At 44.6% G+C, this 23,654-nt stretch carries 12 protein-coding genes; all 12 read right to left on the bottom strand.

Annotated features, from left to right (window positions below):
- On the bottom strand, positions 1-1,143 hold the full coding sequence (locus GPM24_RS14450; protein ID WP_158827513.1) for a sialidase family protein: 1,143 nt from the start codon (positions 1,141-1,143) through the stop codon (positions 1-3).
- Positions 1,144-1,168: 25 nt separating this feature from the next.
- Complete coding sequence (locus GPM24_RS14445) at positions 1,169-1,900, bottom strand: DUF3826 domain-containing protein (protein ID WP_233268853.1); 732 nt, start codon at positions 1,898-1,900, stop codon at positions 1,169-1,171.
- A 16-nt stretch (positions 1,901-1,916) separates the two neighbouring features.
- Positions 1,917-4,685, bottom strand: a complete 2,769-nt coding sequence (locus GPM24_RS14440; RefSeq protein ID WP_158827511.1) for an alpha-L-rhamnosidase — start codon at positions 4,683-4,685, stop codon at positions 1,917-1,919.
- Positions 4,686-4,689: 4 nt separating this feature from the next.
- Entirely contained in the window at positions 4,690-7,482 is a 2,793-nt protein-coding gene (locus tag GPM24_RS14435; RefSeq protein ID WP_158827510.1) for a glycoside hydrolase family 2 protein, read from the bottom strand.
- 7 nt (positions 7,483-7,489) lie between these two features.
- Positions 7,490-8,947 (bottom strand): sialate O-acetylesterase, encoded by a 1,458-nt coding sequence (locus GPM24_RS14430; protein ID WP_233268852.1) that lies wholly within the window; start codon positions 8,945-8,947, stop codon positions 7,490-7,492.
- 4 nt (positions 8,948-8,951) lie between these two features.
- Positions 8,952-10,796: an exo-alpha-sialidase gene (locus tag GPM24_RS14425; RefSeq protein WP_158827509.1), complete on the bottom strand. Its 1,845-nt coding sequence runs from the start codon at positions 10,794-10,796 to the stop codon at positions 8,952-8,954.
- Between the two features lie 22 nt (positions 10,797-10,818).
- Entirely contained in the window at positions 10,819-11,748 is a 930-nt protein-coding gene (locus tag GPM24_RS14420; protein WP_158827508.1) for a glycoside hydrolase family 43 protein, read from the bottom strand.
- A 15-nt stretch (positions 11,749-11,763) separates the two neighbouring features.
- Positions 11,764-13,164: a glycoside hydrolase family 140 protein gene (locus GPM24_RS14415; RefSeq protein ID WP_158827507.1), complete on the bottom strand. Its 1,401-nt coding sequence runs from the start codon at positions 13,162-13,164 to the stop codon at positions 11,764-11,766.
- A 1-nt stretch (position 13,165) separates the two neighbouring features.
- On the bottom strand, positions 13,166-16,255 hold the full coding sequence (locus tag GPM24_RS14410) for a DUF6298 domain-containing protein (RefSeq protein WP_233268851.1): 3,090 nt from the start codon (positions 16,253-16,255) through the stop codon (positions 13,166-13,168).
- An 83-nt stretch (positions 16,256-16,338) separates the two neighbouring features.
- The gene (locus GPM24_RS14405; RefSeq protein ID WP_158827506.1) at positions 16,339-17,997 is read right to left on the bottom strand and encodes a pectate lyase family protein; all 1,659 of its coding nucleotides are present in this window, start codon (positions 17,995-17,997) and stop codon (positions 16,339-16,341) included.
- 379 nt (positions 17,998-18,376) lie between these two features.
- Positions 18,377-20,263 carry a RagB/SusD family nutrient uptake outer membrane protein gene (locus GPM24_RS14400; RefSeq protein ID WP_199269768.1) on the bottom strand — a complete coding sequence of 629 codons (1,887 nt, stop codon included), beginning with the start codon at positions 20,261-20,263 and terminating at the stop codon, positions 18,377-18,379.
- 8 nt (positions 20,264-20,271) lie between these two features.
- Positions 20,272-23,559 carry a SusC/RagA family TonB-linked outer membrane protein gene (locus GPM24_RS14395; RefSeq protein ID WP_158827505.1) on the bottom strand — a complete coding sequence of 1,096 codons (3,288 nt, stop codon included), beginning with the start codon at positions 23,557-23,559 and terminating at the stop codon, positions 20,272-20,274.
- Between the last annotated feature and the right edge of the window lie 95 nt (positions 23,560-23,654).

Genomic DNA, 23,654 nt, shown 5'->3' with positions numbered 1-23,654 from the left:
TTATAAATCTTTAGAATCGCTTTTTATTTCCGGCAAAGTATAGCCTTCCACTTTGGGCCATTCGCCGTTTTTAATTTCAACCAGTTTTAATTTTGCAGGATTAACCACCACATGCTTAATGCGCTGCCGACGCCAGGTATACACAAAGTGCACCATTCCATCCGACGTTTGAATAACGGCAGGATAAGAGTACTGACTGATCGGCGAATCTTCCAGAATTAACGCCGCATACCACTTAACACCATCTTTAGATATCGCCACATTAAGCGGCGTACGTGGGCCCTTAGCCAGCGTACCCGGCGGCAGTACATGGTTGTATACTAATAGTTGACGACCATCTTTCAGCGTCACGGCATCAGTGCCTGAATTATTATTGGGCAAATTCGTTTTTTCGAGCGGCGACCAGGTTTTACCATTGTCTACCGACCAAGTTTGCAGGATAGTGCGGTTCTGGCTGCGGCACAAGGCCTGCAAACGGCCGTCTTTATGGAACACAATACTAGGCTGAATAGCTTTTAGTGTTTTATCACCCTCGGGCACATGAGCCATTGTCCATGTTTTACCAAAGTCGTTGCTCAGTTCAAAATGTACTTTCCAGCCACCCTCTCCTTCGGTACTGGTTGGGCTGATGAGCGTACCATTTTTTGTTAATACCGGTTTATTTTTAATCGGACCTAAATATCCCTCGGGCAAGGCTTGCTGTGCAGACCAGGTGATACCGCCATCTTTAGAAGTTTTGTAATACCCTTTCCAAGTCGCTGGCTTTGGGCCAATTTTGTAAAATAGTATCAATTCGCCCTTAGGTACCTGGTAAAGTACCGGGTTCCAGCAAGGGTAACGCAGGGTATCGTTTTGAATACCGTCAGCTACGTTTACACCTTCGGTCCATTTACCGTCTACATAACGACTTACCCAAATACAAACATCGGGATTACGCTCTTTAGTACCGCCAAACCAAGATGCAACTAAACCTTTGGGCGTTTGGGCGATGGTGGCCGCATGGCATTCTTTATAAGGCGCTTTTTCGTAAATAAACTCATCGGTAACAATACCTGTACGCCACGGGTTGGCGTTTTGTGCATTTAACTTGCCTGCAACTAAAGCACAAAGCAACAATAGTGATGCAAAATATCTTCTCTTCATTTAGACATATTAATTAGTCAACGGATTACTGCGAAGCTTTTGCAGCCTGTTTTGCAGCGGCTTTTTTAGCTTTTACAGCATCAGTATAAGCTTTAAACATTTCATGCCAGTTGCGGCCATGTGCATTTAGATACTGCTCATTCTTGGTTTTGTAGATTTCAAAAATGGCCGAAATCTGTTTCATGTTCTTAAAATCTACAGCTTGCTCACGCGCCTGTTTCAGATTGTCTAGAATCACTTTCTCCTCTTCCGCAGTTAAGTTAGGTACGATAGATTTGTAACCATTCAAGGTAAACGCCACTTTGCCAATAGTATATTTATCCAGTACAGCTTCCACCTGTGGCTCGGTAAGGTTTTGACGTAAACCGTTCATCAGGTTTTCGTGTACTGATTTTGGCATGGCCGATATGGCAATGATCTGCCTGTCCATAGTATTTAGCGGCGTACCAGTTGCCGGGTTTATGCCTGCGGGTACAGTGGTGTAAGGATGCTCGTTATTCCAGTCGCGTATGGTTTTCAAATGCGTAGCAATAACGGAGGTTACCGCCTGGGCTTTTTGCTTATCACTCAAGTTCAACGAGGTTACCCACTCCGCCGCCTTTTTATCTGCTTCCTCGTCAGACTTGACACGGGCGTCGGCACTCATTTGCGGAGCAGCGTCTGTGTTGCCGGATGATTGTTGGGCACTTGCTGTTAATGTGATGGTTGCCAGCAAAGCCGCAAACAGCACTCCTGATAATATTTTATACCCTCTCATAACTCTATCTTTTGGTTTACTTATTGGCTTGCACACTAAAATCATAACTGCCAGATGCTACCTCAAACACGGCCATGTCTTTATCCATTTTGATGAACTTAACGCCTTTCGCTTCCGCTGCTTTGTGGCCGCTTTCGTTCACCAAATTAGCTGAGGTTGCCGGAATGGAAACCTGCGCCGTGCAATTGGCCGGAATAGTAATTTTCCAGGTAAAATCCTTTTCGTTATGCCATTCGCTTTTTACTTCGCCGTACGGTGTCTGGTAAGATGCTTTTACAAAAGTGAGCCCTTCCGGAAGGATAGGTTTCATCAAAACCCTTTTGAATCCGGGATTATCAACCCCCACTTTGATACCCGCCAGATTTTGGTAATACCATACTATCAAATCGCCTAGCAGCATAACGTGGTTACCCGAATTCATGGCTGGGTTTGCGGTATCACCATTCCATAACTCCCAAATGGTGGTAGCACCATGTTCGGCCATGTAGCCCCAGCTTGGATAATCTTTGTTTGTGGCTATGCGGTACGCCAAATCAGGCCGGCCATATTCGGTTAATCCACGCATCAGCCATTGGGTACCAATAACGCCGGTACCAATGTGCCCTTTATCGGTAGTTTGCACCCGGTTAACAATGTTGGCGAACACAGCCTTACGATCGGCCTCTGGTGTGATGTCAAAATATAATGGCAACAAATTGGCGGTCACCGTGCCATTATCATACTGGTGCGTTTGCTGATTAAAAAATCTGGCATTAAACGCGTCGCGTATCTTTGCCGAAAGTGCCGAGTACGCCTGCGCATCATCTGGCTTATTGAGCATCTTGGCAAAGCGCTTCATTAAAAACAACATCCTAAAATAAGTGGCGGTAGCAATCAACTGCCCGTTGGTATTGCGTGATGAATCTTTAGAATGGATCAGTTCAGGCGATTCGGGCGGCACACACCAGTCGCCGTATTTATCTTTCGTAATAATGTTATCCTTCATGTATTTGGCTTGCATGTAGTTAAGCCATTTTTTCATAGAAGGATAATGCTTTTCTATAGGCCGCGCATCGCCGTACTGTTTATACAGCATATCGGCAATCAGCAGGTAGGTGCTTGGCCAAGTTACATTGTCCGAATAGTAGTTCCAGTATGCAGGTGCCACATCAGGTATTGCCCCTTCGGCTGTTTGCGAGTCTTCAATATCATCTAGCCATTTGGCATATAGCTTCTGGTTATCAAACATAAAGCTTTCGCCCAATGCGCCGGTAGCACGGTCGCCCAACCAGGGCATGCGCTCGTTGCGCTGCGGACAATCAACCGGCATGCCTTTGTAATTGCTGAGAATGCCCCAGTAAGCATTCTGATAAACCTGATTGATGACCGGGTTTGAAGTTTCAAACTGACCGGTAGTGGCCAAGGCATCATACACAACCTGACCTTCAAAATCATCCCCATCAGGCTTACCCGGATAGCCGGTAATTTCTACGTATCTAAAGCCGTGATAAACAAATGCCGGACGCCAAACCTCGGCTGAGCCTCCCTTTAAAGTATACACGTCTGTCACCTTTGCATCGCGCAAATTAGCGGTGTACAACTCGCCGTTAGGTTTTAAGGTTTCAGCAAAGCGCAGGGTAACTTTATCGCCACGTTTGCCTTTCACTTTCATTTGAACCCATCCCGCAAAGTTTTGCCCCATATCCATAATATAGGTACCTGCTTTGAGCTCGGTAATACTTTTAGGCTTAATGGTGTGCATTACCTTGATATACTCACTCATCTGGGCCGCCAGTTTACCGGAAGGCACCGGAACCGATTCGGCCTTTAACCATTTGCTGTCGGGATAACCTGTTTGATTCCATCCGGGCAGTTCTTTAGTAGCATCGTATTCTTCGCCGTCGTATTCATTGTTGGTACGGATAGGGCCATCAGCAGTCATTTTCCAGCTGGCATCACTCACAATAAGCTGCTTGGTGCCATTGGTATATTCTACCTCAAGCTGCAACAGCATTTTTGGAAAGCCGAACTCTTTGATTTTTTTCGGTTTGTATTTAGGCCGCATGGTGAAGTACCGGCCGTTACCCAAAACAGTTGCTATGGCATTGCCGCCTTTCCTGATGTGTGATGTGACATCAAACGTGTTATATAAAATGGTTTTATTGTAATCCGTTGGCATTTGTGCCAGCACCTGATTGCCTACTTTGTTACCGTTAATGTAAAGATCGTAATGGCCCAACCCGGAAATATACACCGTAGCTCTTTTTACGGACAGTGGCGCACGAAATTCTTTACGATAATATCTGGCAGATAAGCGGGAGAATTTGGAAACACTATCCCATGCAAAGCCATGCTCGGCACCAATCCAGCGGGCTTTCCAATCGGCAGTGTTAAGCAAGCCCATGCTCCAGTAGGCGGGTTTGCTCCACTTACTCTCACCGTCCGCAGTCCAAATTTTAACCTTCCAATAGCAGGGCACACGGCTGGTTAATACCTTACCTGCGTAAGTAACCATTACCGATTCGCCGGAACCTACCTTTTTAGAATCCCATAAATCGCCTTGGTTAGCGGCCAGCTTTTGCGGCGATGAAGCCACTAAAACATGGTAAGCCGTTTGCAATACGCCTCTTTCATCGCTATTAATTTGCCAGCTTAAACGCGGATGTATTGCATCAATACCTTGCGGATCAACCAGCATTTCGCAACGCAAATTCTGCAATTGTATATCGGTAGCATTAGCTTTTAACGCCATCAACAATAAATAGCCTAATATAATGGAGGCAGTATGTTTAAAAATTCTTTTCATATCGTTATCTGCCCGAAAAATCAAAGTATAAATTTAGTTCTTTAGCACGCATTTTAGTTTTATCATAATCATAAAACGCATGCTTCATCCCCATTGGCCCGGTGGTTTCGGCACGTTGGGTTTTGGTACCAATGGCACCTATGCCCTGCATAAACGAAATGTCACCAGATGGAAACTTAATCAAATAATTGTGCCAGCTGTCATCCTTAAACGCCGGGGTAAACAGGCGTAAAAATGTATCTTCATCCTCGGCCACTACCGTAAACGGCTGGCTTGTGGTCATGAATTTGCACCAGTACAAATTTGAATGATAGCCCTTAAACTCGGGGTATACCCAGGCCTCACCCGTTTCGGTATTATTGTAATCTTTTTTCCATACGCCTAACCGGGTACCCTTCATGCGGTTTTTCCATACCCGGTACGGACCGCTGCCCATGTACTCAACTGACTTCATCTGGCTTTCGGGGAACGAAAAATTGACGCCTGCAAAATCGGTAAAGTAATCGCCGGGAAAATAACGCACCTGCATTTTAACCCAGCCAGAAGGGTATACAGTCCATTGCAGGGTATTATAACTACTCTTTTTATCAAACTTGGATTCAATGATCAGGTTCTTACCTTCCATCCGGGTATCAAACCCGGCAAAATTGTTAACACCTTGCTGCACTACTGGGCCATTAGTAAAAGGTATTATGCCTTTGCCATTTTCAACCCTTTGCAGCAAACCGTTGTTTTTGTTGATGGATAGCTTAATGCCGTTAGCCGCAATAAGGTAAAGTGAATCGACAGTAGATACCATTACACTGCCAGGTGCATCTTTAACAACAATTTTGCGGGCGGTACGCTCAGGTTTGGTAATGGGCCAGCTCCAGGTAAACAGTTCGCGCTTGTATACGTCGGTTACGGTTATGTACAAAAAGTCGTAGCTTTTCCAGTCAGACGGCAGATTTACTTTTAAATCACCTTTTTCGAATGGTTTGATGTTGGGCGAAGCTATAGCAAAGCGCTGCTCGGCTGCTTTTGCTTTGCCATAGGTATCACCTACGCGCACCAGTTTACCTGCAAAAGTGCATTGGCTGACGTTGGTAAAATTGTAGCGGTTTTCCAGGTGGAATACGCCATCAAAAGATGAAGTTAATTCCTGCTTATCAAAACGTACCGGCGACCATACTTCTTTAATGGTAAAGAAGCTACCTTCTTTTTCGCGGTAGGGGCCTACAATACCATCAGGACCATGGTCGCCATCAGTATCTATCTTGCCATTCTTATCGGTACGCACTACCCCTTGATCGGCAAAATCCCACAAAAAACCACCGGCCGAAAGCGGATTATGCCACATGGCTTCCCAGTAATCTTGCAAGCCTGCACCGTGGCCACCATCGTATAAACCATGCAAAAATTCGGTAGGCATTACAATGCTATGGCCGTTATCATAGTTGCCGATACCATAATTGTAATCACGATAGTGTTGCGTATCAAAGCCGCCAAAATCTTCCCAGGCATGCAGTAGCGGACGGTGCTGCATATCCCATTTGCGGAACAGCGCATCCAGTTCATAATTGTGTCCGCCCTCGTTACCATTTACCCAAAATACAATGGATGGATGATTTTCATCATGCACCATCATTTCTTTCAGTAGCTTGGTGCCTGTGGGCGTATCATAATGTCCGTGCCATCCGGCAAGCTCGTCCAGCACAAACAAGCCCAACGAATCACATACGTCCAAAAAATGCTCGTCGGGCGGATAGTGAGACATCCGCACGCCATTCATGTTCATGTCTTTAATTAGATTGACATCGGTAATACTTAAGGCCTTGTTTATAGCCCTACCTGTTGATGGCCAGAACGAATGACGGTTTACACCTTTAAATTTCATTTTAGTGCCGTTCACATATACGCCATCCCGCGATTTAACTTCAATAGTACGGAAACCGACATGTTTGCTAATGGTATGAACCGCCTTTCCATTTTGCAACAGGGTAAACACAACCTCATATAGGTTTGGAAACTCGGACGACCATAATTTAGGCGAAGGCAAAGTGGTTTGAAGCAACGCAGTGGTATCGCCTGCTTTAATATTTACGCTAAATTCGTTGCCTGCTTTACTACCATCTGCGGCATATAATTGGGCCGATATAACGCCAGCCTCTTTCAAATTACCGAAGTAAACATTAGCTTTAAAAGCGCCGTCGGCCTGAGCATCTAAAGATACCCGCGAAATGTGCTGTTGCGGCAAGGCCTCCAGGTACACCGGACGAAATATGCCGCCGAATATCCAAAAATCACCTTTACGCTCGGCTGCATTGACCGACTCGTTGGTCGAGTGTTTAGCTACCTTAACTTCTAGCAAATTGTTGCCACTTGCTTTTAAAAGCGGGGTAACATTATATTTGAATGTGTAATAGGAGCCTTGATGAATGGGTCCGGCAGCTTTGCCGTTTACTTTTACTTCAGCATCAGTCATTACGCCTTCAAAAACCAGGTTGATTGTTTTGTCTTTAAAATTAGCAGGTGTTTTAAACTGATACTTGTATAAGCCAACCTCTTTACCACGTGAACTATCTTTATTAAACCCATAGTTGTATTTGCCAAAGCCTTGCAACTCCCAATTGGATGGCACAGGAATGGTAGTCCACTTGCCTGAATTACGGCCCGCTGTACAGTAGAACTGCCATTTTACGGTATGATCGCTACCGGTACCCGATAGGTATGACTTTTGCGTTTGTTGCGCGAAAGCCGCTACCCAACAAGTGGTTAACAGTGTAAGTACAAATATTTTCAGACCAACAGACTTCATTTAGCAATTATGGATGATAAGTATATTTTAGTGGGTTATCGGTACGGAATGGCACTGCAGGTAATCCTTCTTTGTTATAAAAATTGGGCTGAGCCGCTTCATCCCAGGCAAAGCGTACAGCAACAGGTTTAGTAACCGCTGGTGATGAAACAATCACTTTATTGCCTTTGATTTTCGCATCGGCATTTACAAAGTTTCCGTCGGCACCAGCAATGATAAAATTATTTAACGGCTTACCATCATGACTCACCAGACCGCTACCTTCCGAACGGAAACTGAGCTCTATCTGGCTACCTTTCTTTTTTATACCCCGGTACACCGGGCCAGCGTAAACCAATTTATTAAAACCATAAGTGTTGGCTAATGCCTGCAAAGCCAACCTGCGGCCAACCTCCCACTTAAAGGGCGGATGCAGGTTGTTGATATCATCGTTCAAATCTGTGGTGATGATCATGCCGGTATGCGGTATTTGCAAGGCAGCTGTTTGTGCTTCGCGGAACTCGGGCAGCGTTTGCGGTGTGTAAGCTACCTGGCCTTTGCTTTTTGAATAGTAAAAGGGAGCTATCTGCACATAATAGAAAGGCAGATTCTTGTTTTGCCAGAGCTTGCGCCAACTGTTAATGAGCGCCTGCATTTTGTAGGTATAGCTAATGGTTTCACCCAAAAAGCAATTGCTTTCGCCCTGATACCATAAAAAACCCTTGATGCCAAACGGTGCCAGTGGTTCAATCATTTTTGCATAAAACTTGCCGGGGTCACCCTCTACCTTAATGTTGTTAAAGTATGACTCTTCCGCAAAAGCGGGCTCAGGTATCCAAGGATCAATACGGCTACCGCTAACGGATGAGCAGATAACGCCTACAGGCACCCGTAAATGCTGGTATAAATTTTTAGCAAAAAAATAGCCTGCCGCCGAAAATGCCCGCAAAGCCGAATCTTGCGCTATGCTCCAGCCTTCGTGTTTTGCATCGGGCTTAAGCAAGTTCTTTTGCGTAGCCATGAATATACGGATGGCCGGATTATGCGCACGTTCAAGTTCATCAACAGGCGAATTTACCGTACTGGTGTCTGGTTTACGCACCTTGCTATTTTTACGCATTTCGTATTGCATGTTCGACTGGCCCGAGCATAGCCACACCTCGCCTACCAGTATATTGTTTAGCTCGATGGCGTTACTGCCGCTTATATACAAGGTTTGCCCTTGTGCTGATGCCGACATTGGATCCAGCATCACTTTCCAGCTACCCGCCGTATCAGCAGTTGTTTTTTTTACTTGCTTGCTAAACTTAACTGTTACTACTTCGCCAACTGATGCTTTTCCCCAAACCGGTACCGGTTGGTTACGCTGCAACACCATATCGTTACCCAAAATTTTAGGCAATACCACCTCGGCACCTGCACTGTTGCATAACAGCAGCAAGGCTGCGATAAATGGTTTGTAAAATTTGGTTAACGATAGATGCATGGTATTAAAACTTAGCGGTTTTAAATGAGTGGATATAGAACGCAGCAGCCTTAACCGGCTCACCGGCATTCTTTAAGTCAAAATCCTGATCGGTTGGCGTATCAGCATCCGGGAAACGCTTTACATCGCCGGTACGGAACATTACTTTTTTAATGCTGGTTACCGGGGCAAAAAACAACGAAGGTGATAAATTTTTACCATTGATATTGACGGTGTAAAAACGCGAATCGGCATTCAGTGTCATTTTAACAGTGTAAGTTTTACCGGCCTCATATTTGGTTAAAGTTTTGTTGCGATAACCTGCCTTAGTTCTGAACACACCGGCTGAATCGAACGTTAAGCGGATGCAGGGCTGACCTTTAGCGTCCTGGAATTCAATATCCAGCTGCCCGTTATTATTTTGAGCCGGTGTTATGGTAAACTCAACGGCTATTTTTTTTGATTCGGGGAAAACTCTTTCAGCTTTAGCATAGTCAAACCTGTCCCAATCTTTTAAAGCCAAAGCTTTGGTACCATCAGGCGCTTTGTCGATGCCTACCGGTGCCCATTGCAAACTATAAGTGTTCCATTTGTCCAGTTCTTTACCGGCGGGTAGTTTGGCAAAATCTTCGTCAGCATGCTCGGTTACAGCATCGGCAACCGGCACAGGTATGGATGATACCCAAATATCTTCTTTGTTCATGCTGTATGTTACCCATAGCTTACCATCCGTCGGCGTGCCGTTGCCTTCAATGATACCCCGCACATATTGCGGACCGTATGATTTATAATTACCGCCATAACGCATAGTAGATATCTCGCCGTTTACCAGTAAAAGGTTTGTGTAATTCAAGCCATCCTGACTTACAGATAAGGCCAGCGGCCATCTAAATTCTGACGGGTTATAAACCGTAGCATAGCGCCCGTCACTGGTACGCTGCCCCCAAATTTTAGCGTTGGCGTTTACAAAACGCGGGGCTCGGGATGCATTGGTTGGCCAGGTTTTACCGTTATCGGTACTGATGGATGTTAAGGCGTTTTTCCATAAGCCTACTACACGGCCATCGGGCAGGTGGTAAAAATTGAATGCTTTGTAATCTTTATGCAGAGGAATTAATGGATCTTTGCGGTCGGTTTCCTCCACCCATTGCATCATCATCAGCGGGTTAGCCATCAATTCATCGCAAGCCTGTACAAAAGCTTTATTTTTGCTTTTTTTATAAAATGGATAAGCTGTATTACTTTCGTTCCATTTAGGATTGTAATGGATAAAATAGATGGGGCCGTATTTGCCGTTAGGCAGTGCTTCGCGCACTACACGGCCAATGCCTAATCCGTCATTCGGATCGTCATGTGCATCTAAACAAATTCCGTAAAAGCCCAGCACCAGCAAACGGTTTGATTTTGACCGGTAAAAGCCCATGCGCTGGTGCATTACCGAGTATAAATCTTTGGCAACGCCGGGGTGGCCCTCTTTGGTGGTACCATCAGGTATTTTGTATTGCGGGAAAACCACTTCGGGTTTGGTCCAGCTTTCACCGTCTTTTGAGGTCATCACCAATGTTTGACCTGGCGGAACGCTTTCCCCTACTTTATCGCTCAGATACTCTACATAAAACGTGTTGTTCCAATAGGCCAGCATGGGCGCATGGTTATAGGTAAAACCAAACCCTTCAGCCTGCTCGGGGTGCTCGCGATTGGCCCTGAATATTTGCTTGCTATGAACGCCTACTACAGGTGTAAGGCGACCATCATGATAATCTACATTTACTACTGTATTGCCAACATAACGTACGGTATCTTGTGCAAAGGCTGCATGGCAGCCTAAACCGGTGGTAAGTAATAGCAATATGTTTTTAAAGTTCAGCATGCTAATATTTATAAATCAGCCTTTATAGATGACCGGCTTCTTTTTTAATGTTGTTTAATGTTTTTCTGGACACTTTGAATATCGTTCCGTGCTTATGTCCTTCAGGTACGCTTACCTGCCCCGATACATCGGTAAAAGTTTTAAAATCAAACGTGGCCATGGCACCGTATCTTTTTAACCGGTAAGAATCGTAGTAAATCAGCCACTTATCACCAGCCTTAGTTGCATTAGGGCCTTCTGAGTACAACTCTGTAAAACGTTTGCTATAATTACTATACGGGCCTAGCGGGCTGCTGGCCGAAGCCACCAGTATATTCCGGTTCGGCCGGGTGTTGTCTTTCATTACCAGCACGTAGTTTCCCTTAGCTACTCTTACTATCTGTGCATCTATCACGCTGAACCCAGGATCTAAAAACAGTTTCGCCAGAGTAAAGGTCACAAAGTCTTTAGTGGTGGTGTAATAAAGGCGATGGTTGTTGTTCTCGTCCTCCTGCCCTTTCGGGAAACGGAATGGAATGGTTGATGCCCAAACAATAATGAATTGCTTTTGCTCATCATCATAAAACAACTCTGGCGCCCATACATTCACAGTGTTTGGCTCGCTGGCCATAATAGGAATATGCCGCTGGGCCGACCAATGAATTAAATCTTTGGAACTGGCATAACCAAACCCGTTATCATTTTTCCAGTTGGTTGTCCACACCAAATGAAAGGTACCATCCGGGCCTTGCGCCAAAGACGGATCGCGCATAATTTTTGCCTCGCCGGCTTCCGGTTTCAGGAAAACGTGATTTAGATCAGTCCAATGATAAGCATCATCGCTGTACAACATACGCAAACCTTCTGAAGCAGGCTCATGAAAGGACGTAAACATATAGACATCCTTTTTTGATGCGCACGAAGCGAGCGTTAACGCCAAGAGCAGCCATATGTAAATCTTGTTTCCTTTCATCTTCAAATACCTCAATTACGCTTCATCTAAAATCAACACCCAGTCGTTACCATTGGCTACTTCGCCGGGCGGATTAAAGTTCATTACACCGGCTTTGGTTTGTACACCTGCATTGGTAACAGCACCTGTGCGCGGGTTAAACCAGCTTACTTTTAGTCTTTTGCCCGGCAATTTTGCGGCGTTTACGTTGATGTTGCGCCCGGTATAGGTATACACAAAAGCATACTTTTCGCCACGGGTAGCCATCAGGTAGTTGTAACGTTTGCCCTGCTTGCCGGCAGCAATAAGCGACTGATCGGGCACCCGCTCAAAGTAAGGGCGTGATAGCATCAGCTTTTTCACATATTGCATTTGCAGTGCACCCGGATCATTAATAGACTGATACCAATATTCTTTAGAGCCATAAGCGCTTTTTTTATCCGTGGGCTTATGCATTTGCATTACGTCGTTGTTGCCATAAGTATAGCCGCAAGCGCCCGCAAAAATTGACCAGTAAGCGTACCGGCGCACATCGGCGGCTGTCCAACGGGGTTGTGTAACGTCGTGCAGTCCATGTGGGATTCTTTCATATGATGGTTCAGCGTCCAGCGTAGGTTTAACCGGCTGTTTGTTATAATCAACTTTTACGTAGCGCCAGTTGTCTTCACCATACTTTAAGTCTTTTTTGGATGTATCCTGCGCATAGGTACGGTGGCCCGATTGGAAACAGTTGAAATCCAGCCATTCCTCATTATGAAACCAGATAGACGAAGTAGTGCGGCCACGGGGATGATAAGTAACCAGGTGATTACCATCTTCGGTATGCAATACATTGCCTATAGTGTTCCATACTCGGGTTGAGTCAGTGCCGGCAATATCGCCGCCATTTAGCCAGATGACGTTTGATTTGTTTTTGTAGCGATTGGCCAAAAAGCTGGCATATACCTTTGCCTTTTCAGAAGTAATGCCTGCCTTTGATTTTACCACCGATCCCCAAACCGGTACCATAGCCAAGTACAACCCTTTGGCTGCCGCACGATCTATCATCCAATCTATATGATCCCAATAATCATACTGTTCGGCATTTGCTGCATCGCTACCCTCAGTTGTTTTTGGACGAGAAATATCTAAATTGGTTAATGCCGAATCGCCATAGGCGTTGGTTTCTTTAATATCATGCACCACCATAACCTGTATTACATTGAAACCTTGCTGGCGGCGGGTTTCCAGGTACTTTTCGGCATCCTCGCGATTGAGTTTGGAGAACAGCAGCCAGCCGGTATCACCCAACCAAAAAAAAGGTTTTTGATTACCCGATACAAAATAGCGATGGTTGGCAGACACACTCAGCTTTTCCAACTCTTGCGCGTTGTTCCAAGAGAATGCATAAGTCGTTATTGCCGCAGCAATTAGTATATAAAGAAACTTTTTTAGCATATTAAATACGTTTTAACCACAATACTACTGCACCGCTTTTAGGGCTGGTGAGGTTGGCAGCATTGCTGCCTTTTATTTGTATGGTTCCTTTCAAAAATTTTCCGGTTTCGGGATCTATCCAGCGTGCTGTATAACGGGCATCGGCATCCAAGTTCAGTTTTAAAGAATTAGTAGTGTTCGTATAGACGATAAAGCCTTTGGTTGGATTACCCAATACCCACTCCCCTTCTGTAGTACCAGCCGTTGATTTCATATCACTTGAAGCAGCCAGAAACTGTGTATCAACCCCTGCCGGTAAATTAGGTAGCGAACCACCTGCCATGAACGCAGCCCAGCCATATCGATCATATCCATCGCCAGAATAAATTACTGCTTTATCGGGATACTTGGTGCGATACTCGGACACGGCACGGTAAACTTGCTCAAACGATGTGGCTTTAGGTTTAAACTGGCGTGCTTGCTGGCGTGGCGCCAAATTTTGGCATCCTGCCGGTGCATAAGCTTTGCCATCAGCCTGATAGTGCCAGTAACGAATGTCAATCACATCAATAGCTGATGATAGGGCAGGGTCGGCCAATATAGCGTCTTGCACATCTTTGGTAGTACTTAAGCCGATGGTTTCTTTTTCACCTTTTTCTTTTTCCCACTGCTGAATAGTTTCTACCCAGAATTGTACGAAATGCAGTGGTCCGGTAAACTCCGCACCAATAAACTGGATAACTCCGTTATTATTTTTAAAGTTATCCAAACACTGGCGAATATAGGCTTCGTGCAATTTGCGGCGAACCGGATGGTTCACGTCATAAAACTGCTCGGCCATAAAAATCCGCTTATCACCGGCATAAGGCGGCGGCTCAGGGAAACCTGTATTATTAATGTTATTGGCCGGACGCCATGGAAAATCGGCATAGTGTGCACCAGCTTCAATGATATTATGCTGAAAGTAGTTTTGGTGGATAAGCACCAAGCCTTTTTGGTCGGCCAGGTCGGCAAACTGTTTCAGGCGGTTCCAGTACCAGTAGTTGTACTTGGTAAGATCATATTTGCTTAAACCATCCCAGGCGCTGCCCTGCCCGCTGCGGGCAAAAGGCAATTCGTAAAACGGTGGCCACACATCGCCATCTAAACGGCGTATGCGCTCGTGGTCGTCGCGGCGACGCTCATACCACAAAGCATAATTATGCTCTAAAGCCACAATGTGCTTACTCTGCATCCAGTTGCTCACTTCAGTAATGTCGTCGGTTAGCCCTGTACCAGTACGTCCAGGCACCCAGCGAGTAATATGTGGTTTAGCCGTTTTTTGCAAATAAACAGGATCAATCGATCCGTTCCACCAAGGCACCTCGTGGCGCATGCCGGTTAAAACGGTGTTACCCCTCACTAACCAGCCATTACTTAAGTGCATGGTGGCAGCCTGAACCGGCTGAACCAGCTGTGGATATTTGATTTGATAAATACTTTTAACGCCGGATGCGTTTCCCGGAATAGGATTACGGGTAGATGACTGATCAACCCAATCCAAAATGGTAACAGCAGGTTTAACAGAGTTAGCGGTTAATGCCGCAGCTTGCGCAACAGTAGGACTACTTGATGCCTCGGTTTCTACAGGTAGTATTGCAGCCTGCTGTTTAACATCTTTATTTAGGCGTTCAGCTAACTGCGCATAGTAAAGGCTGCGCGGATTTATACTATTATTGGATTCGCCCCAGTAACCGTTGCCGGCAAATTGTGCCCATGTACCAAAAGCCCAGTTTTGTGCGGTGGGTGGCTGATAACAATCAACCCGAGCCGCAGAACAATTCCAAAAAGCACTGTTGGCGGCGTTCCAACCAGCACCTTGTCCATCCTGCCCGCGGTTCATGTAGCTCAAGGCCTGTCCATCTACGTACACCACGTCAAACAACACACCTGATGCCCAGCTGTCAATACCGCCGCTAAAGCTATAGGGCTGCCAAGATTGGCATTGTACAAACGCATTCGGACCAGGGGCCATATAACCTACTGCAAAATCATGGAACCCATTTTCGGCGTACAAACGCTGAAACAACGTTTGCTGCCCCATAGTCCAAAAGGTATTACGGCGCTGACCGCCAATCTCAGAAACCGGTGCTAAGGACTTGCAATCCTCTACGGTAACACGTTTGGCTGTTTCCAAAACAAATACAGCCGAACCTGCAAAGTGCTCAAAACTTACTTGTCTAACCCAGATATCGCTGGCGTTGGAAATAGTAATGGCCATCCAACGGTGTGCTTCATCTTTTGGATTTTGTGTATCGTAGGCTGATTGCAAACGCAAGTTTTCTATGCCAATTTGCGCGATGCGACCAGCCCATTGGTAGGTATTAATTGTTCCGCCACCGTAAGCAGTATCCAAAGCGGTAGTTAAAGGTGCATCCAAGGTAATAGCGGAGCCATTAACCGCAACCACTTTACGGTCCCAGTAGATATCGCGTTCGCCGGGTTTCCAGCCCAGTGTAGTTATACCGCCGCCGAAGTGTTCGGTACCTAGCGTATTAATCCAGGCTTGGGTGCTTGGACGATGAATGGTTATATTATCTCCTGCCTTAAACTTGCTGCCTGATACACTTATTGTATTGGCATTAACAGGTACATAAGCATTAGTCACTTTAACTAATTCGCCAACCTGCTTATCATTCACACCTTCCACACGAATGAATGTTTCGCGGTCTTTACCGGCAGCAACAAGTAAAGTACCATCAGTACCCATACCACTGCCGCGTAAAACTACGCCAGATTTATTAAGCTTGAGACTACCCTGAACTTCATAGGTTCCTTTTTCGAGCAGTACGGTTCCCCGGAAACCGTTTTTATCAGCTGGTAAGCCAGCTACATAGTTGATGGCCGCCTGTATACGCCAGGTGGCGTCGCCCGCTTTTACAGGAACCACTACCTTGACAGCTACATTTGGGATAGGCTGCTCGGATGCCATATAGCCGCAATATGAAAAATCGGGTACACGATCGCCCCTACTGTCTATTGCATAAACAAGCTTGCCGCTTTTATCAGTTGATATAGGCGGCTGCGGCTTTGGTGTATTTTTTTTGTTTTGGCCTATTGCGGGTGCATGCATAAGCATACACCCTACAATGAAGCCGATCCCAATCTGAAAAGACTTTTTATGATATAAATTTCGTAACGTCACTATAAGTAGCCTTATTTAACTCCCGGTACACTTTTTTCGCCCTTCTTGGCCAACTCATTCAGGTAAACTTCAATGTTGCTGTAACCGCCACCATTTTTGGCCATCTGAGACGAATCATTTGCATTTTTAGGATTCAGACCATGTTTTACTTCGTAATCATCAGGCAAACCATCGTTATCAGCATCTTTATAAGGGGTACCCGAATAATTCGGATAACCACCTACCTGTTGAGGATCAGTGATAATACCAACTTTGTAAGAATCGATTGGTAAGCGGCGATGCTCAAACTGCGTTTTAGGCAGCTCAACACCTTCTTTGTATTCAATTTTACCAGTAGCAACTTGTTTCAGGATACGGGTATCAACCGCATCACGCACCGGAAGAGTTGCACCGGCATTGGCAATATTCCATTTAAACGCCTGTTCAGCAGTCAGGATTTTGGCAGTTGGCATTGGCCATGGTTTGTTCCATTTCATGTAAGGCGCGTATTCTCCTGCTTCCTGCTCTTTGCCACCAGCGCCTTCAACCTGCACACCGCCGTCCCAGTTATTTGCGGTAACCTTGGCGTTGCCTTCCATAATGTTGCCATTCACATAGGCCATTCCAAACACGCGTTCTTTAAGCTTGCTCCGGCCCGACTCCGGTTTCAGTATACGGTAACTAATCAAGCCCTCTTTAGGCGTAGCCGGACCTGGTTTAAAATAGTTATTTATGATGTTAAACTTAGCTGTATAATCGCCACCGTCCATTGAGCGGTGTACCCAGTTGAATACAATGTTATTGACAAAGTTATAAATGCCATTCCAGCCAACAGACGGATTACGGCCAGTGTTATCAGCCCACACATTGCGAATCAGCAAGCTGTTTTCGCCACCGGTGGTACTACCAAAGGCATGGTTCCAAGTATCTAAAGATTCTGAGTAAATACAATTTGAAATAGTTACGTTAACCGTGCCCAATTTTTCTTCTTTGCTGCCATCGCCCGGATCGAACATGTGACGATAGATAGACATGTTTTCATCCAAACCCCAGCTGGTAGAGCAATGATCAATGATAATGTTTCCTACCGGGTTACCGCCCAACGAATCATCCCGACGACCAACATTAGTCTCACCTCGGCGGAAACGCATGTAACGGATTACCACGTCGTGCGTATTGATCCAAACTGACTCGCCGGCTATACAAACACCACTGCCTGGTGCAGACTGACCTTGGATAGTTATGTAAGGAGCTCTTATAATAAGTGGTGTTTTTATACGGATAACACCAGCTACATTAAAAACAATAATACGGGCACCGCCTTGCTCGCAGGCCCAACGCAGTGTACCGGGGCCGCTGTCGGCCAAACTGGTTACTACGTAAACCTTACCGCCGCTACCGCCAAAAGAATGTGCACCGCCACCCTCGGCACCGGGGAAGGCCAAACGGTCTGATTGTGGCAAATCATTCGGGCGGGCAGCCCATGGAATGAAAGGCTTACCGTGCCTCATATCATAATCAACCACTTTGTAAGCAATTTTCCATGCCGAATCGGATTTACGCTCGTTTTCTTTCATCATTGCCTCACTTTGCGCCTTAATATCAGCAGGTATATTGGGATATTGTGCCAAAGCATTTTTTGATATCAAGGCGGAAGCAAACATTGATAGCAGAATACAAGTCTTTTTCATTATATAGAATATGTTTAGTTTAAAGCCATTAAATGCCTGTCAAAATACAATAAAATAGTATTTAAACTGGTAATGTATATGGCGATTGGAAAACTTAGGTACTATTGGTTTATTTTGTTCTCTGTTCAAATATGCACGCCTTGCACACCCATTTTATATGAAATATTAACAAAGTATTGTGAAATATTAGCATAGGACTCATTATCAGCATTACAATAAGTTTATAGCAAAGATGTTACATTTATAGCTATAGCACCTGTTCAAATCAGTTTAACAATGCTACCTACTAAAATCTTAATTGTTAATATTATACAAACTAGTTTAAACAACAAAGGGGAAGTAAACTACTCCCCCTTTGTTGTTTATATAATAAGTACCGTTATTTCAGCGGATCAAATCCACCTAAATCCCATCCGTTTGTTTGAACAATGGCGGGGTCATTAGAAATAGTGTTCGGTGGTATGGCAAAGAATAAATAATTATTTTGCCAGTTCAAAGAATACTTAGTGTCAAGCTTTCTATTAACCTTAACCTCAAAAGTGTTAGTGTAAAGATCGTCCAAGCTAGCTGTCTCGCGGGTAGCAAGAGCGTAATCGGTAGCAGGCGCATTTTTCAATGAAATAGTAATACCGTAACGCGCTTTTCTATTTTCAAAATTAAGCAATGTTTGAGTAAGCTTTCTTCTTTGCAAATCCCAGAAACGTTTACCTTCATACGCAAACTCCACAGCACGCTCATTCATAATGGTATTTATCATTTCATCATGTCCCATACCAGCAGTTAATCCATAAAGGGCATCAGTGCCTGGCTCAATGCCAGCGCGCTTGCGAATGGCGATAATATTTGCATAAGCTTCCTGACTTACACCTAAACGACCTAATTCTGCCGCAGCTTCAGCCTGGTTCATTAACACTTCAGCATAACGGATTTCCATCCAGTCGGTACCGCTGTATTGTAAGTCACTTGCATTAGTAGTAGCATTGGTTGCCTTTCTCAAGTAAAAACCCGTTGATGTTTGTCCGGAAATTTCAGTTGATTTGAAAGCCGTTTTTCCAGCGTTTGTATAATAAACATAAGTCCATAACTTATAATTGGACACATTTAAGGTAGGCCATGTACAACCATTGTAAGCAATAGTCCAGTCAAAACGCGGATCGCGATTTTTCCAGAACGTTTGCAGGCTGTAACCACCCGTTGCCGATTTACCATACTTAGATGTTAATGTGTCTTTACCATCTTTCATCAGGTAGTTTTTAACAAAATCCCATGTTGGCTGTGAAGAGCTTCCTCCGGCACCAAGATAGGCAGGGCGAACACTTTTATCATAATTGTTACCGTTCCTAAATTGCTCGGAAGTAGTGGTATTATATCCGGTTACCATAACAGCTTCCGGGTTGTTTACTTCGGTAAACCACATATTTGCATAAGCATTACTACCACCACCGGCTGCTGAATTGCCGGTTGAGGTAAACAAGCCAAATCCGCCCTGAGCAAGTAACGTGATAGCCTTTGTACTGGCATCATAAGCCGCTTGCCAGCGGGTTTGATCATTGCTCGGGTTGAATTGAGGGCTTGCCCAAGTAAGCAACACACGACCTTTGAAAGCTGCTGCAGCGCCTGACGTAATGCGTCCCCAATCATTGGTGTTTGGCCATTTTGCAGGCAGGTATTTCATAGCGGTATCCAAATCAGCGGTAATTTGTGCAATACAAGCAGACGTTGAAGCACGTGGCTGCTGATTGGCCAATTTATTTTCATCGCCTACTGAAGATAGTGGTGTAAGTACCAGCGGCACACCGCCATAAACGCGCACCATGCTAAAATATTTGAAAGCCCTGAAAAATAAAGCTTGGGCAATGAACCTGTTTTTTTGTGCGGTTGGAAGTGTACCTGCGCGGCAATCACGTATAAACGTGTTGATAATACGCATTTTACCGTAAAAGTTGGAGTTACTGTTGGATGTACCTATTGAGCCTTCATCCGCACTGGTTGCAACCCCTTGCAAAAACTTGTTGTCTCCGGTAGTTTCATCAGTTAAACCGGTTAATGAAGTTGGTATGGTACCGCCATCAGCACCATTACCTCCCCATGTGGGTAAATTTTGGCCATAAATATAATCTACCGACTGTTTGGTTAAAATTGAATCACTGTAAACCTGCTCAGCAGTACCTTTGCCCACATCTACTTTATCAAGCACCTTTTTACAGCTTGAAAACAGCACCGCTCCTGCGAACGCTGCAAAAATTATATAATTGATTTTCATCATTCTATTTTTTAAAAGCCCACATTTAAGCCAAAAGTGTAAGATTTAACTAAAGGATATTGGAGGAAATTCGTACCCGAATCGCGCCATCCGTATGGATTGTAGAAATTAACCGGGTTAACAACGTTTGTATAAATACGAATGTCGCTTACACCAACTTTACTTGCCCATCTTTTTGGCAACGCGTAAGAAACATTCAGGTTAGTCATCCGGAATTGGAACGAACTTTTAAGCCAAAAATCGGATGTTGCGTCGTTCATACCGTTTCTGCCTACATAGTAAGGACTTGGCAATTCGGCATTAGTGTTACTATATGTCCAGTAATTGCCCGGAGCCCAGAAAGACGGACGATTTTGCAGAGGAATGGTACCATTTGCGCTGAAAACACCGCCAATTGGGTTAAGCGCTTCTGCCTCTAACATGCTTGCGCCACCCCAGCCTAATGTAGTAATAACCTGAACACTTATGCCTTTGTATGTTCCACCAAAATTAAAGGCACCACCGTAATGGTTGCTCGATTTTGGTTTAATATATTCCAAGTCGGCATCGGTGATTTTACCATCAGGGGCGTTGTAACCACCTGGTGCAGCAGCATTTCTAAGACCTCTCACGTCTTGATAAACCAACATACCCGGTTTAGGAGCAATACCATTGAGTGTATAACCAGGGTGAGATGACATCCAAGAGTCAACGTCTGCCTGAGTTCTTAGAAAGCCAGCATATACATAGCCAAGTAAGCCTAAATCACTTGAACGATTGATACCATCCAAATAAGTTCCGGCTTTACCAGCATCCTGATCTACTTTAATGTACTTGTTATCGCTCCAGCTAAAGTTTGCTGTAATATAATAGGTTGCATCTTTACCGATATGATCTCGCCAGGTAGCCGAAATTTCATAACCGAAGTTATCGCCCACAGCATAGTTTTCAGTTGGAACGTTTGCACCTACCACTAATGGTGTTGATGAAGTTAAGTTGGCAAGTCCGTTATAACGATGATCCAAAAATCCATCAACACTCATTGACAGGCGGTTCTTAAGAAACTGCAGGTCTAAGCCTAAGTTATATTTATTGGCATTATCCCAACGCACATTAGGGTTTGCCAGCGCCACTGACTGAAAGATAGCCAAGCCACGATCATTATTACCGCCAAATACGGCTGCTTTTTGAGTTTGGCCAAAGTTATAATTTTCCAGGTATTGGAAAGGTTTGGTATTGTCGGCCCCTAAAAATCCAACTGAACCTCTGATTTTAAAGAAATCTACAAATTTTACATTGTTTTTAAAGAAACCTTCTTGTGACACTACCCAACCTGCCGAGAACGATGGGAAATAGCCCCAATTTTTACCCGGTGCAAAATTGGTATTTCCGTCAGCTCTGAAAACGCCTTCAAACAAATATTTATCGTCGTAATTATAGTTTAAACGACCAGCAACAGCCTGGCGACCAAAGTTTGAGATAGCACCGTTGGCCTGATTAGCCACCTGAGCCCCATTGGTAAAATTCAGGTTATCAAAGCCTCCTATTAAGACACCATTTGCATAGGCTTCAATCCCTTCACGGTATCTTTCCTGCTGCTCGTATAAGCCTAATAAAGAGATTTCATGCTTCCCGAATTTATGGCTATAAGATGCCGTAGTAGTTAACTGATAGTCATTTGCGTAAGCCGGATTAAAACGTATTAAGTCACCGTTGTTCTGTTTCAAATCGGCATTTAAAATTGCACCGCCGGGAATGTGATTATTTTCTCCTAAACCGGCAAATTGAGTAAGTGTATAACTGGTTCCCACCTGTTTGGAAAAGGTGTTAGTGATTTGCCTGTTATAATTGGCTGTTAAACGCAAGCCTTTTACAAAAGGAACATCATAACTAATTGTTGGATTGATATTAAGCACTGTTGGTTTAGTCAACGAATAATCGTTTAGCTGTTGTGCAGCCTGGAAATAGTTAAAATTTTGCAACAGGTTGCTACTTGTGCTGCCTTGCGGACCGCTGGGCAACGCTGCAATACCATTGATAAAGTATTGGGTCCAAGGTGCTACTGTAAGCAATGTCCTGAAATCGTTATCTGCGCTTTCGGTGCCTTGCTTAAAGTATCTGATTTTAGAATTGTTAATTGATCCGCTAAGCGACAATGCCACTTTTAAACCGTTGGCTACCTTGGCATCAACACTGGCGCGATAAGTCCACCGGTTGTTGCCAACACCGGCAAAGTTCGAATTTTGGCTGGTATAAGTTGAGCTTGCAAAATAAGTTACCTTATCGCTACCACCGCTAATGTTTAAAGTGTGACGTTGCGTAACAGCGGTTTTGAAAGCATATCTTAGCCAATCGGTGTTATTGGCGGGATTATTGAAATAAGCCAACTCGTCGGGCGTAAAATAAGATAGGTTTTTTGTAGGTGCTCCACCTGGTGTAAGCGGACTTACATAACCGTGCTCATCAATGGTTTGATTATTTGCGATGATTGGCGTGGCATTATAATCATTATAAAATTGAGCCATTTGGCCGCCAGTTAACACATCAGGAATTTTAACAGCAGTAGAAGCGCCGTATGCACCATTGTAGGTTACCTTTGGGGCACCGCTTTTGCCTCTTTTGGTTCTTACCACAATGGCTCCGTACGCACCCTGTATACCGTAAATTGCTGCTGCTGCATCCTTTAAAATGGATATACTTTCAACCTCACTTTGGTCTAAGTTATTGAATGCGGCCGCGTCACGAAACACGTCGTCGATAATAAATAGTGGACCTGGATTATTAGCGCCGGGAAATACAATTGGATTGCGGACACTGATAGTTGTTGAATTAGTTGTAGGACGTGCATTACCACCGGATATATTTAAACCAGGAACCTGGCCGCGTAATGTTGATGCCAGGTCTGTTGCCGGGATATCCTGAATTTGCTTGGTATCTACAGATGCCACAGCACCGGTAAGGTGAATTTTTTTCTGTGTACCGTAACCTACCACTACAACATCGCTTAAGTTACTTTCGGCACTGGGCTGCATTTTCACATCCAGGTTGTTTTCACCCACTCGTAAAGTATGCTCTTGGTAAGCATAACCTACATAACGTACGCCAATAACTACGTTTTGCAGGTTAGTTACTTTTAAGGAAAACTTTCCGTTGGCATCAGTTTGGGTACCGGTACTTCCACCCTTTACCTGGATGGATACGCCGATAAGCGGCTCGTTTTTATCGGCGCTTATTACTGTACCAGTTATGGTACGATTTTGCGCGAATGCCGAGTAGGTTAACAGTGGCAAAAGCAAAATCAATAAGTAGATTTTCTTCATCTCTTAATTTAAAATGGTTCATTAATTGGTTTAATATAGATTTAATTGGTGTGTAGTAGTAATAATTTATCTCATACGCTTAAATTTTTTTATAC

It is taken from the genome of Mucilaginibacter lacusdianchii, from assembly GCF_009770985.1.
GTDB lineage: Bacteria > Bacteroidota > Bacteroidia > Sphingobacteriales > Sphingobacteriaceae > Mucilaginibacter > Mucilaginibacter lacusdianchii.
The sequence above is the reverse complement of the archived record's forward strand: the minus strand, read 5'-3'. Positions and strand labels throughout refer to the sequence as shown.